12 protein-coding genes and 1 pseudogene are annotated in these 15,055 nt (G+C 71.2%); 6 read left to right on the top strand and 7 right to left on the bottom strand.

Going from position 1 to position 15,055, the window contains the following annotated elements; translation table 11 throughout:
- Positions 1–13: 13 nt before the first annotated feature.
- Positions 14–2,881, bottom strand: coding sequence for an excinuclease ABC subunit UvrA (uvrA, locus tag JOF43_RS13390; RefSeq protein WP_209902744.1), 2,868 nt, complete (start codon positions 2,879–2,881; stop codon positions 14–16).
- A gap of 72 nt (positions 2,882–2,953) precedes the next feature.
- On the opposite strand from uvrA, the gene JOF43_RS13385 reads away from it, so the two are divergent.
- Both JOF43_RS13385 and JOF43_RS13380 read left to right on the top strand, forming a co-directional pair.
- The gene (locus tag JOF43_RS13385) at positions 2,954–3,643 is read left to right on the top strand and encodes an MBL fold metallo-hydrolase (protein WP_209902742.1); all 690 of its coding nucleotides are present in this window, start codon (positions 2,954–2,956) and stop codon (positions 3,641–3,643) included.
- Positions 3,644–3,739: 96 nt separating this feature from the next.
- Positions 3,740–5,500, top strand: a complete 1,761-nt coding sequence (locus JOF43_RS13380; RefSeq protein WP_209902740.1) for a bifunctional 3'-5' exonuclease/DNA polymerase — start codon at positions 3,740–3,742, stop codon at positions 5,498–5,500.
- Here JOF43_RS13380 and JOF43_RS13375 read toward each other — a convergent pair.
- Positions 5,475–5,963 (bottom strand): hypothetical protein, encoded by a 489-nt coding sequence (locus tag JOF43_RS13375; RefSeq protein WP_209902738.1) that lies wholly within the window; start codon positions 5,961–5,963, stop codon positions 5,475–5,477. The two genes, JOF43_RS13380 and JOF43_RS13375, sit on opposite strands and share 26 nt — an antisense overlap.
- Before the next feature lie 214 nt (positions 5,964–6,177).
- On the opposite strand from JOF43_RS13375, the gene JOF43_RS13370 reads away from it, so the two are divergent.
- Positions 6,178–6,975, top strand: a complete 798-nt coding sequence (locus JOF43_RS13370; protein ID WP_209902737.1) for a phosphatase PAP2 family protein — start codon at positions 6,178–6,180, stop codon at positions 6,973–6,975.
- Here the strand turns inward: JOF43_RS13370 and JOF43_RS13365 are convergent.
- Both JOF43_RS13365 and JOF43_RS22660 read right to left on the bottom strand, forming a co-directional pair.
- Positions 6,891–7,400 carry a GNAT family N-acetyltransferase gene (locus JOF43_RS13365; protein ID WP_209902735.1) on the bottom strand — a complete coding sequence of 170 codons (510 nt, stop codon included), beginning with the start codon at positions 7,398–7,400 and terminating at the stop codon, positions 6,891–6,893. The two genes, JOF43_RS13370 and JOF43_RS13365, sit on opposite strands and share 85 nt — an antisense overlap.
- Positions 7,401–7,570: 170 nt before the next feature.
- Positions 7,571–8,461: pseudogene (locus tag JOF43_RS22660) on the bottom strand (ATP-binding cassette domain-containing protein).
- 292 nt (positions 8,462–8,753) lie between these two features.
- Between JOF43_RS22660 and JOF43_RS13350 the strand changes: the two are divergent.
- Positions 8,754–9,827 (top strand): hypothetical protein, encoded by a 1,074-nt coding sequence (locus tag JOF43_RS13350; protein ID WP_209902729.1) that lies wholly within the window; start codon positions 8,754–8,756, stop codon positions 9,825–9,827.
- On the opposite strand, the gene uvrB is transcribed toward JOF43_RS13350, so the two are convergent.
- Together uvrB and coaE are read right to left on the bottom strand one after the other, a co-directional pair.
- Positions 9,824–11,926 carry an excinuclease ABC subunit UvrB gene (gene uvrB, locus JOF43_RS13345; protein ID WP_209902727.1) on the bottom strand — a complete coding sequence of 701 codons (2,103 nt, stop codon included), beginning with the start codon at positions 11,924–11,926 and terminating at the stop codon, positions 9,824–9,826. The two genes, JOF43_RS13350 and uvrB, sit on opposite strands and share 4 nt — an antisense overlap.
- A gap of 51 nt (positions 11,927–11,977) precedes the next feature.
- Positions 11,978–12,619, bottom strand: a complete 642-nt coding sequence (gene coaE / locus JOF43_RS13340; protein ID WP_209902725.1) for a dephospho-CoA kinase — start codon at positions 12,617–12,619, stop codon at positions 11,978–11,980.
- Between the two features lie 56 nt (positions 12,620–12,675).
- Here coaE and JOF43_RS13335 point away from each other — a divergent pair, with 56 nt between their 5' ends.
- A complete protein-coding gene (locus JOF43_RS13335; RefSeq protein WP_209902723.1) occupies positions 12,676–13,599 on the top strand; it encodes a trimeric intracellular cation channel family protein in 924 nt (307 codons plus the stop codon).
- Positions 13,596–14,243 (top strand): cyclase family protein, encoded by a 648-nt coding sequence (locus tag JOF43_RS13330; RefSeq protein WP_209902721.1) that lies wholly within the window; start codon positions 13,596–13,598, stop codon positions 14,241–14,243. Before JOF43_RS13335 ends, JOF43_RS13330 begins: the two co-directional genes overlap by 4 nt.
- 6 nt (positions 14,244–14,249) lie before the next feature.
- On the opposite strand, the gene aroD is transcribed toward JOF43_RS13330, so the two are convergent.
- A complete protein-coding gene (gene aroD / locus JOF43_RS13325; RefSeq protein WP_342592177.1) occupies positions 14,250–15,053 on the bottom strand; it encodes a type I 3-dehydroquinate dehydratase in 804 nt (267 codons plus the stop codon).
- Positions 15,054–15,055 lie beyond the last annotated feature (2 nt).

Here is a 15,055-nt window from a genome sequence, read left to right as displayed (position 1 = left end):
GACGACTCGGTCCTCAGTTCCGTCCGGAGCGGCCCGACCGCCCGTCCCCGAGCATCGGGGCGAGGAAGCGCCCGGTGTAGGAGCCGTCCACCGCCGCGACCTCCTCGGGCGTGCCGGTGGCGACGACGCGTCCGCCGCCCGCGCCGCCCTCGGGGCCGAGGTCGATGACATGGTCGGCAGTCTTGATGACGTCGAGGTTGTGCTCGATGACGAGGACGGTGTTGCCCTTGTCGACCAGTCCGCCGAGCACCTCGAGCAGCTTGCGGACGTCCTCGAAGTGCAGCCCCGTGGTGGGCTCGTCGAGCACATAGATGGTGCGGCCGTTGGAGCGCTTGTGCAGCTCGGAGGAGAGCTTCACCCGCTGCGCCTCGCCGCCGGAGAGGGTGGTCGCGGACTGCCCGAGCTTCACGTAGCCCAGGCCCACGTCGACCAGGGTCTGCATCTGCCGGCGGATCGCGGGCACGGCGTCGAAGAACTCCAGCGCCTCCGCGATCGACATCCCCAGCACCTCGGCGACGTTCTTGTCCTTGAACTTCACCTCGAGGGTCTCGCGGTTGTACCGCTGGCCGTGGCACACCTCGCACTGGACGTACACGTCCGGCAGGAAGTTCATCTCGATCTTCAGGGTGCCGTCGCCGGAGCAGGCCTCGCACCGCCCGCCCTTGACGTTGAAGGAGAAGCGCCCGGCGGTGTAGCCGCGGATCTTCGCCTCGGCGGTCTGGGCGAACAGGGTGCGCACCCGGTCCCAGACCCCGGTGTAGGTGGCGGGGTTCGAACGCGGGGTGCGGCCGATCGGCGACTGGTCGACGTGGACCACCTTGTCGAGGTGCTCGAGGCCGGTGACGCGCTTGTGGCGGCCCGGCACGATCCGGGCCCGATTGAGCTCCTTGGCCAGGACCGCGTAGAGGATGTCGTTGACCAGGGAGGACTTGCCGGAACCGGAGACGCCGGTGATGGCGGTGAGCACCCCGAGCGGGAAGCTGACGTCCTGCCCGACGAGGTTGTTGGCGCGAGGGGCGAGCACCTTGACCATCCGGGAGCGGTCCACCGGTCGCCGGGTCAGCGGGAGCGGGATCAAGAGCTTCCCACTGAGATAGCGGCCGGTGAGGCTGTCCGGGTTGTCCTTGAGCCCTTCGACCGATCCGGAATGGACCACCTGTCCGCCGTGCTCACCGGCCAACGGCCCGATGTCCACCACCCAGTCGGCGGCGTTGAGGGTGTCCTCGTCGTGCTCGACGACGATGAGCGTGTTGCCGAGGTCCCGCAGCCGGGTCAGGGTCGCGATCAGGCGCTCGTTGTCGCGCTGGTGCAGGCCGATCGAGGGCTCGTCGAGGACGTAGAGCACTCCCACCAGACCGGAGCCGATCTGGGTGGCCAGGCGGATGCGCTGGGCCTCCCCGCCGGACAGCGTCCCGGCGGCGCGGGCGAGATTGAGGTAGTCCAGACCGACGTCGAGCAGGAAGCCCAGGCGGGAGCGGATCTCCCGGAGCACCTCGTCGGCGATCGCGGCCTCGCGCACGCCGAGCTCGAGCCCCTCGTGGAAGGTGAGGGCGTCGCGGATCGACATCTCGGTGACCTCGGAGATCGAGCGACCGCCGACGGTGACCGCGAGGACCTCGGGGCGCAGTCGCGCCCCCTGGCAGGCGGGGCACGGGACCTCGCGCATGAACTGCTCGTAGCGCTCCTTGGCCCAGTCCGACTCGGTGTCGGAGTGGCGGCGCTCGAGGAAGTGCATGACGCCCTCGAAGCCGGTGGCGTAGGTGCGCTCGCGCCCGAAGCGGTTGCGGTACTTCACATGGACCTTGTAGTCCTTGCCGTGCAGCAGCGCGTCCCGGGCGCGCTCGGGCAGCGCTCGCCACGGGCTGTCCATGGAGAAGCTGAGCTCCTCGGCGAGCGCGGCGATGACCTCCTGGTGGCGGTCGGACGAGCCCATGGTCCACGGCGCGATCGCCCCGTCGGCCAGGCTGAGATCCTCGTCGGGGATCACGAGCTCGGGATCGACCTCGAGCCGCATGCCGATGCCGGTGCACTCGGGGCAGGCGCCGTAGGGCGCGTTGAACGAGAAGGTGCGCGGCTCGATGTCGTCGATCGCGAGCGGATGGTCGTTGGGGCAGGCGCGCTTCTCGGAGAAGCGGCGCAGACGGTCCTCGGAGTCCTCCTCGACGTCGACGAAGTCGACCAGGACGATGCCCTCGGCCAGGCGCAGCGCGGTCTCGACCGAGTCGGTGAGGCGGCGGCGGGAGTCCGGCTTGGCGGCCAGGCGGTCGACCACCACCTCGAGGGTGTGCTTGATGTTCTTGTCGAGGCTGATCTCCTCGTCCAGGCGGCGTGTGACCCCGTCGATCCGGGCGCGGGCGTAGCCCTGGGAGCGCAGGGCGCTGAGGAGGTCGGTGTGCTCGCCCTTGCGACCCTGCACCACCGGCGCCAGCAGCTGGAAGCGGGTGCCGGCCGCCTGGTCGAGCAGGGTGTCGACGATCTGCTCGGCCGAGGAGGAGCTCACCGGCTCGCCGCAGATCGGACAGTGCTGGACCCCGGTGCGGGAGAACAGCAGGCGCAGGTAGTCGTAGATCTCGGTGATCGTGCCGACCGTCGAGCGCGGGTTGCGGTTGGTGGACTTCTGGTCGATCGAGACCGCCGGGGAGAGCCCTTCGATGAGATCGACCGAGGGCTTGTCCATCTGCCCCAGGAACTGCCGGGCGTAGGCGGACAACGACTCGACGTAACGGCGCTGCCCCTCGGCGAAGATCGTGTCGAAGGCGAGGGAGCTCTTGCCGGAGCCGGACAGCCCGGAGAAGACCACCAGGTGGTCCCGGGGGATGTCGATGTCGATGTTCTTGAGGTTGTGCTCGCGCGCACCGCGGACGACGAGGGAATCAGTCACCCGGACATCCTACGAGCGGGACCGACGTTCGAACAGCTGTTCGCCACGAGACGGACGCGACATACTGGGGGCATGACTGAGAACGAGTACACCGGACATGCCGAACCCCATGGTGACAGTGCCCTGCGCACTCTGCCCGGACTGCAGATCCGCAAGGCCTCCGTGGGATCGATGGACAACAACGCCTATCTGCTGACCTGTCGGTCGACGGGGGCGCAGCTGCTGATCGACGCGGCCGCCGAGCCGGAGCGGCTGCGCCGCCTGGTCGCCGAGGGGTCGGAGCAGGAGCGGCTGGACCTCATCGTCACCACGCACAACCATCACGATCACATCGGGGCGCTGGCGGAGCTGGCCGCCGCCACCGAGGCCCGCACCGCGGCCGGTGCGCCGGACGCCGAGACGATCATGACCAGGATCGATCTCCCCCTCTCCCATCAGGACGTGGTCGAGTTCGGAGAGCAGCGGGTCGAGATCATCGCGCTGCGCGGGCACACACCGGGCTCCGTCGCGGTGCTGTGGCAGGGCATCGATGACGAAGGGGCCGAGACCCACCACCTGTTCACCGGGGACTCGCTGTTCCCCGGAGGGGTGGGCAACACGGACTCGGATCCGCAGCGCTTCGCCCAGCTGATCGACGACATCACCCAGCGCGTCTTCGACCGTCTTCCGGACGAGACCTGGGTCTACCCGGGGCACGGGGACGACACCACCCTCGGGGCCGAGCGACCCTCCCTGCCGCAGTGGCGCGAGCGCGGCTGGTGACTCCGCACGCGCCGCCGGACCCCCGGCGGCCATGAGCGCGCCGCTCCGCTCCGCCGCGCCCTCGGTCGGCGCCGTGCCGCGCAGTACGGTGGCCCCGTGACCACCACCGCGCAGCAGGGGACGACGCGTCGGACTCCCGCGTGGTGCCTCGTGGGCCGCGGCACGCGCGAAGCGGTGACCGTGGTCGAGCTCGACGCCGACGGGAGCGAGCTCGAGACGCGGGACGTCCCGTCGGCGCAGTGGCCCGAGCACGTCCGGCACGCCGAGGAAGAGGCCGGGCCGCGCTGGGTGTGGAGCGACACCGCGACCTGGTACCCGAGGCTGCTGGCCGCCGGGGTGACGGTCTCCCGGTGCCACGACCTGCGTCTGATCCACGTGATCCTGCGCCACTCGCAGCTGGTGGGTGACGCAGGCCGCCTTCGCGAGGCGACGGCCTGGGACGCCCCGATCGATCAGGCGCTCGAGGAACCCGCTCGGGGCGCGACGCTGTTCGACCTCGACGACTCCTCGCGCAGCGGCGGGGTGCCGCACGCTCTCGAGGAGGCACGGGCGGAGTTCGCGCGGCAGCGCACCGCCACCGACGGCGCCGCGGATCCGGGCAGGCTCCGGCTGCTGCTGGCGGCGGAGTCCGCCGGGGCCCTGGTGGCCGCCGAGCTGCACGCCGCCGGGATCCCCTGGGACGTCGCCGAGCACGACCGGATCCTCACCGAGGCCCTCGGGCCCCGGCCAGGCACCGGCCAGACCCCGTCGCGGATGGCCGAGGCCGCCGCGGAGGTGAGGACCGCGCTCGGCGACCCGATGCTGGGCATCGACTCCCCGCCGAAACTGCTGCGCGCTCTGCACCGGGCGGAGATCGACGTCGAGTCCACCTCGCAGTGGGAGCTGATGGAGCACGACCACCCGGCGATCGACCCGCTGCTGCGCTACAAGAAGATGTCCCGCCTGCTCGCCGCCAACGGCTGGGCCTGGCTCGAGGAATGGGTCGAGGAGGGCCGGTACCGTCCCGTCTACGTCCCGGGAGGGGTGGTCACGGGACGCTGGGCCGCGAGCGGCGGCGGGGCGCTGCAGATCCCTCGCCAGCTGCGCCCGGCGCTGCGGGCCGATGCCGGCTGGCGCCTGGTCAGCGCCGACGTGTCCCAGCTGGAGCCGCGAGTGCTGGCCGCGATGTCCGGCGACCGCGCGATGGCCGAGGCCGGGGCGGACCGGGACCTCTACTCGGGCATCGTCGACGCCGGGGTGGTCGAGACCCGGCAGGAGGCGAAGGTGGGCGTGCTCGGCGCGCTGTACGGCGGGACCACGGGGGACAGCGGCCGGGTGGTGCCGCGGCTTCGGCGGAACTTCCCCGAGGCGATGCGGCTGGTCGACGACGCCGCCGCCACCGGTGAGCGCGGAGGGACCGTCTCGACCTGGCTGGGCCGCTCCTCCCCCGCCCCGGAGGCGGAGTGGACGCGGGCGCAGACCGGCGCGAACCTCCCCGATGCCGCGGCGCGGGAGCAGGAGCGTGCGCGCCGCGCGGCCCGGGACCGGGGGCGCTTCACCCGCAACTTCGTCGTGCAGGGCACAGCGGCGGAGTGGGCACTGTCCTGGCTCGCGGCGCTGCGCCTGGCCCTGGCGCGCTTCGAGCCGGTCCCCGAGACGGATGCGGCGACGGCCTCCGGACCGGTGTTCGCCGCGCGAGCGCACCTGGTCTTCTTCCTGCACGACGAGGTGATCGTGCATGCACCCGCCGCTCAGGCCGAGGCGGCCGCCTCCGCGATCCTCTCCTCCGCCGACGCGGCCGGGCGCCTGCTGTTCCCCGGCAGCGTCGTCGATTTCCCGCTGGACCTGACGATCACGGAGCGCTCGCCGACGAAGTGAGCGGATCCTTCCCGCTCTCCTGCTCGAGGGCGGTGACGGCGACGGTGAGAGCCCCGGTGGCAAGTCCCAGGACCAGGCGCGGCGCCGCGACCCCTCGGGAGCGCAGGGCCGTCTCGAGCCGGTGGTCGATCCGGATCCAGGCAGCGCCCGCGCCGGCGAGCACGGCGCCCAGGGCGAGTGACAGGCCGATCCGGCCGACCCATGGCTCCGGATGCCCGTCCTCCTCGGAGTTCGTCGTCCCGGTGTCCTCGGGTTCGTTCCCGGCGCCCGGTGCGGCGACCGCACCGGTATCCCGCGCGCGCAGGCTGAAGAGGGTGACGCCCATGGTGAGCACCGCGGGGGCGAGGACGTAGCCGATCCGGATCGGCCGCGGCAGGCGGTGCAGCGGCACGGCACCGAGGGCCGCTGCGGCCGTACCTCCGACAACGTAGGAGATGATCCTGGTGCGTCGCGACGTGGTCATCGGTGGTGGTGCTCCTCAGAAGGTTCCGGTCTCTTCGTGCGGCCGACTGTATCGGGCACGGTGCCGCGCAGCGTCGACGAACGTCGTGTTCCCGTCCGACGAGAGGCGGTACCGCGAACTCATGCCACCGCCCGCGCCCACGGCCTGGGTGGCCCGGGCGATCTCCGCCCGTGGGCGGACGACGCCGCGGGAGCGGGCCTGCTGTGCTGGAGGGATGCGACATCGACGCTCCCCCGCCACCTCCCACCCGCTCCTGCTGCTCGGGGCGGTGCTCCTCCTCGCCGGGACGGCGGTCCTCGCCCTGCTGCTCGTGCGCGGGATGACCTACCGTGGCGCCGTCGCAGCAGCCGCCGAGCTGCCCTCTGCCGTCCGCACCGGGATCGCCGGCATCTCCGAGCACGGGATCCTCGGCCTGATGGTGATGTTCGGGATCGCGATCCTGCACGCGCGCCGCCAGGGTCCGCCCGCGCTGGCCCGGGGGCTCGCGGCCGGAGCAGGCGTGGTCCTCGCGTATCTGGCCAGCGAGACGATCAAGGTGCTCGTGGCCGAGCTGCGGCCGTGCCGGAACTTCGCGGTCGAGACGATCACGGCCTGCCCGGACGCCGCGGACTGGTCCTGGCCCAGCAACCACGCGACCATCTCGGCCGCGATCGCGGTGGCGGTGGCGGTGATGTCCGCCCGCCTGGCCTTCGGTGCGCTCCCGCTCGCCGGGCTCATCGCCCTCAGCCGAGTCCTCGTCGGGGTCCATTACCCGCACGACGTCCTCGCCGGCGCCGTGCTGGGAGCGCTCGTCGTCCTGCTCGTGACCAGGTGGGGCGCTCCCATGGTCCAGCGCGGTCTCGAGGCGTCCCACCGCGTCCCGCTGCTCGAGCGCACACCGGCCGGGCGCCGTCCGCCCGGCGATCACCGCGGCATCCTCGAGCGGGCTCAGAGCGCCCGGACGTACACGCGGTGGCGCACGGGACTGCTGCGCTCGTCGTCCTCGCTGGTACCGAGCACGTCCCGCACGTAGGCGAATCCGGCCTTCTCGGCGACCCGCACCGAAGCGAGGTTGTCGGCCTCGCAGCGGATCACGGCGCGCTCCCCCGCACCCCGCCTACTCAGCTCGGCGCAGAGCAGCTCGACGGCACGGGCGGTGATCCCGCGTCCTCGCAGCCACGGGGCGAGGACGTAGGCGATGTTCACGTCACCGGGCCCGATGCCGTCCTGCGGGTCGGCGTCGTGGTCGATCGAGCCCACGCACTCGCCGTCGACCCGGATCGTGAAGGCGCGCTTGGTGCTGCCGGCGAGGGCGTTCTCCGCGAGGCGACGCACGTACTCGCGCGTGCCCTCGATCGTGCTGCGCCCTCCGGTGAGCCGGCGGATCGTCTCCTCGTCCTCCGCGGCGACCATCGCCCCGGCGTCCTCGACTCGGAGGGGTTCCACGGTGATCGTCATGCGGTGACCTTCAAGCACGGCGCCCGCGGCGTCAAGCGCAGGGTCTCTCACCTCTGCTCGGCGAAGATGGCCGCGAACCTGCCGTCCTGGACGAGCAGGTCCTCGTAGCTCCCCTGCTCGAGGACCCGACCCTCGTCGACGACGTAGATCCGGTCCATCTCCTTGAGCGTCTATGCCCGGTGCGAGACGACGACGGTGATCCGACCGTGCTTCGTGCGCTGCAGCTCGTGGAAGATCTCCTGCTCGGCCTCCGCGTCGATCGCCGACGTCGGCTCGTCCAGCACCCAGATCGGGGCGTCGCGGAGGTAGATCCGCGCGAGGGCCAGCCGCTGCCACTGGCCCCCGGAGATGCCGACCCCACCCCACTGCTCCCCGAGCTGTTGATCCAGACCCTCCGGCATGGCCGCGACCATGTCCGCCGCATGGGCGGAGCGCAGCGCGTCCCAGACCTCCGCGTCCGTCACGTCCTCGCGGGGGGATCCCAGGCGCACCGCCTCGCGCACCGTCAGCTCGAAGCGTCCGAACTACTGGGTCAGCAGCCCGAAACGCGACAGCCACTCCGCCTCGCCGAGCTCGGCCCGGGTCGCTCCGTCGAGCAGGACCTCGCCGGCCTGCGGGGTCACCAGACCGAGCAGCGCATTGACCGTGGTGGTCTTGCCGGCCCCGTTGACTCCGACCAGCGCGACCACCTCGCCGCGCCGCGCCGCGATGCTCACGTCGGTGATGGCGTCGCGGTCACGGCCGCTGTAGCGATGCGTGAGGTGGTCAGCTCGGATCTGCTGGACCACCCCAGCGGCGGGGTGCGTCCTGCTCGGTCGGCCGACGGCGAGGAACTCGTGGAGACCTCGGGTGAGAGGGAGGTTCTCGATCGCGAGCCCGGCGTTCAGCCCGGCTCCGGCGGCGGCGGTCATCGCCGCCATCACGCCGTAGATGCCGGCCACCGCCGGTGACTCGAACTGCGCGCCGACCACCACCGCGAGGATCGCCCCGCCGAGCAGGGCCGCCGAGACGATCCCGCTGGCGGCGTTCCCCAACGCCTCGGGGCGGGGGGCCTTGGCCATGATGGAGTCGATGACGCGCCAGCGCGCGGCGACCATCTCTCCGACGCGCTCGGAGGTGCCGAGCCCGGCCAGCTCCGTCGCCGAGCGCTGGCGCACGATGAGATCCCGCAGATAGCGCTCCTTGTCGTACTGGGGGCTGACCTCCTGCCACTGCCGCTCCCAGACCCCCGAGAGGTACCGGGAGTAGATCAGCGGCGGGATGAGACCTCGGCTACTGGCGTCGAGGCACCGACCTACCCGATCCGCAGGGGAGTCCGCGTCATCTCGACGTGCTCTCTTCGCGGAGTCAGCGATGAACACTCCTCCCGCCGTTTCTCGTCCGGTGCAGCTGTGGGACATGGTCGATGGCCCGATGCCGCGCGGCGTCCTCGGCCTCGGCGATCCCGACGTCCACGTCATCGACGGCGTGGCAACCATGTTCCTCGGAGGTTTCTCGACCTCGTTTCGCAACCGCCTCTACGTCGCCACCCTCGAGGCCGGCTGCGATCCCGCAGGCCCGTCCTGGAACCTGGCCGCAGATGCACGCGGTCGCGCGCTGGCCATCACCCCTGACCCTCCACGCGGTGCATGGGACGCCGCCGGGATGCACACTCCCTCGTACGTGCCGTCCACTGCCGACCAGCCGGCACGCATCTACTACACAGGCAGGAGGTCGGCGAAGCAGTACGGCCCGAGCAGCGAATATGCGATCGGCGCTCTCGAACTCCTCGACGGTGGTTGGCGCCGACGTGAGCAGCCCGTGATCCGTGGTGATGGGCGCCGTCGCAGTGTGCTCGAACCGCTCGTCGTGCACGATGGGGACCGCTACCTGATGTGGTTCCAGGCGAATCCCTTCGAGATCGGCCCCGGCGACCTTCCCGACTACGAGATCCGCGTCGCGGAGAGCGCCGATGGTGCGTCATGGTCCGACCCGCGGGTCTTCACCACCTCGAGCGAGGGGTTCTTCGACAACGCACTCACGCGTGTGCCGGGCGGATGGCTCATGGTCCTCGCCCGCGGCGCAGACATCCATGGCTCAGGAGGAATGCCTCCGCAGGGGCTGTGGACCAGCACGGCACCGGAGCTCAGCATGGATCCCGACTCCTGGTCGGCACCTCGACATGTCCTCCGCACCGATGCACCGGGGATGCCGGAGCACCTGGCGCGCGGTACGTATGGACCGGGAGTTCTGCGCACCGTCGATCCGGACCGGGTGACTCTCTACGCCACCGGAGTCCGCGCGGCGCCCCGCTGGCCCAGGTTGATCGGCAGTCGTCTGCTCCACGGGCACTCTCCCGTCGTCCCGTCGCCGTTCTACCTCTCCGTCGCGGCGCTCGATCTGCACGTCGAGACCAGAACCGGCGATCAGCGGCACTCGGCCCACTAGGACCGCTGGATCGCGCGCAGCTCCTTCTTGAGCTCCTGCACCTCGTCGCGCAGCCGGGCCGCCTGCTCGAACTGGAGGGTCTCGGCGGCCTGATGCATCTGGGCGGTCATCTCGTCGATCATGCCGGTGAGCGAACCCACCGGGTCCTCGCCCAGGTCGACCGTGCGCCCGCTGACCGCGTCGACCGCATTGGCGCGCGCCCTGTCCCGGGAGACCTTCTCCTTGCCGGAGCGGTAGTCCGTCGCCATCAGGGTGTCGGTGTCGATGTCCTCGCGGGCCAGCATGTCGGTGACGTCCGCGATCCGCTTGCGCAGCGGTGTCGGGTCGATCCCGTTGGCCTCGTTGAACGCGATCTGCTTCTCGCGGCGACGATTGGTCTCCTCGATCGCGGACTCCATCGAGTCGGTGACCGTGTCCGCGTACATGTGGACCTGCCCGGAGACGTTGCGGGCGGCGCGTCCGATGGTCTGGATCAGCGAGGTCCGCGAACGCAGGAATCCCTCCTTGTCCGCATCGAGGATCGCGACCAGGGAGACCTCGGGGAGGTCCAGACCCTCGCGCAGGAGGTTGATGCCCACCAGCACGTCGAACTCGCCCGCACGCAGGGAGCGCAGCAGCTCGATGCGGCGCAGGGTGTCGACGTCCGAGTGCAGATACTGCACGCGCACCCCGTTCTCGAGCAGGAAGTCGGTGAGGTCCTCGGCCATCCGCTTGGTCAACGTGGTCACCAGCACCCGCTCGTCGCGCTGGACCCGCGCGTCGATCTCCTCCCGCAGATCATCGATCTGCCCCTTGACGGGCTTGACGATCACCTCCGGATCCACCAGGCCCGTGGGACGGATGATCTGCTCGACATATCCGTCGGCCCTGCCCAGCTCGTAGTCCGCGGGCGTCGCGGAGAGATAGACGGTCTGCCCGGTGCGCTCGGTGAACTCGGCGAAGGTCAGCGGGCGGTTGTCCAGGGCGCTGGGCAGGCGGAAGCCGAAGTCCACGAGGGTGCGCTTGCGAGAGCGGTCACCCTCGAACATGGCGCCGATCTGGGGGACGGTCACATGGGACTCGTCGATGACCAGCAGGAAGTCCTCGGGGAAGTAGTCCATGAGGGTGTTCGGCGCCGTGCCGGGTTCGCGCCCGTCGAGGTGGCGGGAGTAGTTCTCGACGCCGTTGGTGGAGCCCATTTGTCGCAGCATCTCGAGGTCGTGAGTGGTGCGCATGCGCAGCCGCTGCGCCTCGAGCAGCTTGTTCTGGGCCTCGAGCTCCTCGAGCCGCTCGGCGAGCTCGACCTCGATGGTGCCGATGGCGCGGGAAAGACGCTCGGGGCCGGCCACGTAGTGGGAGGCGGGGAAGATGTGGATGTGGTCCTCCCCGCGGATCACCTCGCCCGTCATCGGGTGCAGCGTGTACAGCGCGTCGATCTCGTCGCCGAAGAACTCGATGCGGATCGCGAGCTCCTCGTACATGGGGATGATCTCGACGGTGTCGCCGCGCACCCGGAAGGTGCCGCGCTCGAAGGCGACGTCGTTGCGGTCGTACTGCATGTCCACGAAACGGGTCAGCAGCTCGTCGCGGTCCAGCTGCTGACCGCGGGAGAGCTGCACCATGCGGTCCACGTACTCCTGCGGGGTCCCCAGGCCGTAGATGCACGAGACCGAGGAGACCACGACCACGTCGCGACGGGTCAGCAGGGAGTTGGTCGCGCTGTGCCGCAGCCGCTCCACCTCGGCGTTGACCGAGGAGTCCTTCTCGATGTAGGTGTCCGACTGCGGGACGTACGCCTCCGGCTGGTAGTAGTCGTAGTAGGAGACGAAGTACTCCACCGCGTTGTGCGGCAGCAGCTCTCGGAACTCGCTGGCCAGCTGAGCGGCGAGGGTCTTGTTGTGGGCCATCACCAGCGTGGGCCGCTGGACCTGCTCGATCAACCAGGCCGTGGTGGCGGATTTGCCGGTGCCAGTCGCGCCCAGCAGCACCACGTCTTGCTCACCGCCCTCGAGCCGACGGGTGAGATCGGCGATGGCGGTCGGCTGATCGCCGGAAGGGTTGTAGTCGGAGACGACCTCGAAGGGATGCTCGGCACGGACCAGATCGGTGACGGGGCGCATGATCCGAGCCTACGACCCGGGGCCGACGGACGACACGGCGGGGCCGCGCGGTCAGCGCACGGCGGAATCCACGAGGCCCGCGGTCACGACGGCCAGGGCGTGCTCGGCGCGGCGGCCCAGGATCTCGCGCCCGGACGTGTTCAGCACCAGTCGATCCGCGCGACGGATCCGTTCGAGGTCGGTGACCTGGGCGGCCATGATCGACTCGACATAGGCACGGTCCTTGCCGCGGTCCCGCACCACCCGGTCGATGCGGTCCTCGCGTCGGGCGAGCACGGCGATGACCGCCTGGTAGTCGGCCTCCAGGCGCTTCTCCAGCAGCAGCGGGCTGTCGTGGATCACGAGGCGCTCCCCCGCCGCGACCGCCTCCAGCTCCTGCTCGGCGACCGCACGATCGACCCGGCCCAGCACGATGTGCTCGAGATCGTCGCGGGCCGCAGGATCGGCGAAGACGATCGACGCCAGGGCGGCGCGGTCGATGGTCCCCGCCGGGGTGCGCAGCCGCTCGCCGAAGCGGGAGACGGCCTCCTCGACCCCGTCGCCCGGCACGTCGAGGACCGCTCGGGAGTGGGCGTCGAGGTCGATCACCCGGTGCCCCGCCGCCCGCCAGAACGCCGCGACCGTGGACTTCCCGGAGCCGATGCCGCCGGTCAGGCCGAGTCGCAACAGGGACGGGGAGGTGGCCGGTCTCATGCCCCGATCGTACGGGGAGCACGCCGGTGCGGCGGCGGGGGACTACCGTCGTCTCCGTGGACCCCCTCGAGCTGCTCGTGACCAACGACTTCCTGCGCGTGCTGGACATGATCGGCGTGGCCGTCATGGGCGTCGCCGCGGGCGCCCTGGCCGCCCGACTGAAGTTCGACGCGGTGGGCTTCGCGATCATCGGCATCGTCGCAGGCCTGGGCGGCGGTCTCGTGCGCGACCTGATCCTCGACTACGGCACCCCGGCGGCCTTCGACGGCCCCTGGTACCTGGCCTGTGCGCTGGTGGGCTCGCTGTTCGCCTTCGTGATCTCCGCCGAGGGCGCCTGGTGGCGCCGCCTGGTGACCGTGCTGGACATCGCGGCGATGGCGCTGTGGGCCGCGACCGGGACGGCGAAGTCCTTCGGCTACGGTCTGGAGCCCCTGCCCGCGATACTGCTCGGAGTCACCAGCGGCGTGGGCGGCGGGGTGATCCGTGACGTGCTGGTGGGGCGCATCCCCGCGATCTTCGGCGGCGGTCCTCTCTACGCGACCGGCGCGCTGGTCACGGCCATCGGCACCTGGGTGGTCGTCGCGCTCGGCCTGCCCTCGCCCTACGTGCTGATCGCAGTGGGCCTCGGGGCGCTCCTCGCCGCGGTCGCCTCGTGGCGGCGGTGGAAGCTGCCCGCGCACGGCGACTGGCAGGTGACGATGTCCGCCTCCCAGCTGAAAGCGCTGGTGCGTCGCACCCGTCGCTCCGAGCGGGAGCGGGTGGCGCACGAGACCGGCGCGATCCCGGTGGTCGATGCCACCGTCGACGACCTCGCCGCCGACGTCGGCTTCCTGGACGGTGAGGCCGGCGAGTACGCCGAGCGCGCCTTCCTCGACCACGACGGCGACGACATCGAATTCCCGCAGTACGACGCGACGGGTTCCGAGAACGATACTGACCCCGATGACGACCGACCGCAGGAGAAGGGACGCGCACCATGACCCTGGCCGACCTCACCCACCCGATCTTCCCCGGCATGACGATGCACCCGGGGCTTCCCGGCCCCCGGACCGCGGACCACCTCGGCTTCGACGACTCCCGGGGCCATTACGCACCGGGCACGGAGTTCCGCATCGCCCGGGTCGAGATGATCACGAGCACAGGCACCTATCTCGATGCACCGCAGCACCGGTACCGGGACGGCGAGGACGTCGGGAACCTCCCCCTCGAGCGCGTCGTGGACATCCCGTGCCTCGTGGTCGAGGCGCCGGGGCCGGCGATCGGCGCCGAGGACCTGCCCGCCGCGGTCGATGGCTGCGCCGTGCTGGTGCGCACCGGGTGGGACCGGCACTGGGGCACCGAGGAGTACACGGCCGGAGAGAATCCGCACCTCACCGCGGAAGCGGCGGACCACCTCGCGGACGCCGGGGCCTTGCTGGTGGGGATCGACTCGGTGAACATCGACGGGACCACCGTCCCGGAGCGTCCCGTGCACACGAGACTGCTCGCGGCGGGAGTCCTGATCGTCGAGAACCTCACGAATCTGGCGGCGGTGCCGCCGTCCGGTGCCCGGTTCTCGGCGGTCCCGCTGCCCGTGGCGGGAATGCCCTCGTTCCCCGTCCGCGCCTTCGCGCGCCGGCCCTGAGGCCGCTCAGGGGCGCAGGAGCTCCAGCATCCGGGAGACGTCGTCGGCCTCGAGCTGCCCGGGAGCGGAGCTGCGACCGACGGCCGCGAAGGTCGCGGCGCTGCCGAAGGTCTCGGCCGAGACCCTGCTGACCACGCCGAGCGAGCCCATGGCGATCGCGATGTGCGGGCCCTCGCCGTCCGCGGCGACCGTGAGGCTCGCCGACATCAGGGTCAGCACGTCGCGCGCGTCGTGCGGGGTCACGGCGATCTTCGGGACGTCAGCCCCCAGCCGCCGCTGCGCCCGCAGCTGCTCGATCAGCTCTTCCTCCCCCGCAGTCCCCTCGAGGTCGTGAGAGGAGCCGACGACGACCACACCGTTGCCGTGCGCGGTCGCGATCACCCGCGAAACCATCTCCGGGGACCGGGAGGTCTCCACGTCGATCAGGTCGACCTGGGACTGGGTCCCGGCACGCCGGGAACCCATCAGGGCTTCCAGCAGGAGAGCGAGATCGAGGTCGCGGATCCGGCGGCCGCCGCCCTCGGCGGCGGTGCGCAGCGTGGCCAGGAGCGCCCGGTCCGGACCGAGGGTCGCGCGCAGCGTCGGCAGGGTGGCCAGCACCGCCTCGCGGTGCTCCTCCGCATCCTCGAGGTCCGGGCGGAAGCGGTCGATCCGCCACTCGAGGATGCGGGCAGGGGTCGCGGCCGCCGCCCCGGCCTGCGCCAGCACCTCCTCATGGTCCTCGCCCACCAGCGGCACGATGATCTCGGGCCGGGCCCTGCCCAGCTCGATCCCACGGACCGTCGCGGTTCTCGGGACGATGTCTGTCACCT

The sequence above is a fragment of the Brachybacterium sacelli genome, from assembly GCF_017876545.1.
Classification (GTDB): Bacteria; Actinomycetota; Actinomycetes; order Actinomycetales; family Dermabacteraceae; genus Brachybacterium; species Brachybacterium sacelli.
The sequence above is the reverse complement of the archived record's forward strand: the minus strand, read 5'-3'. Positions and strand labels throughout refer to the sequence as shown.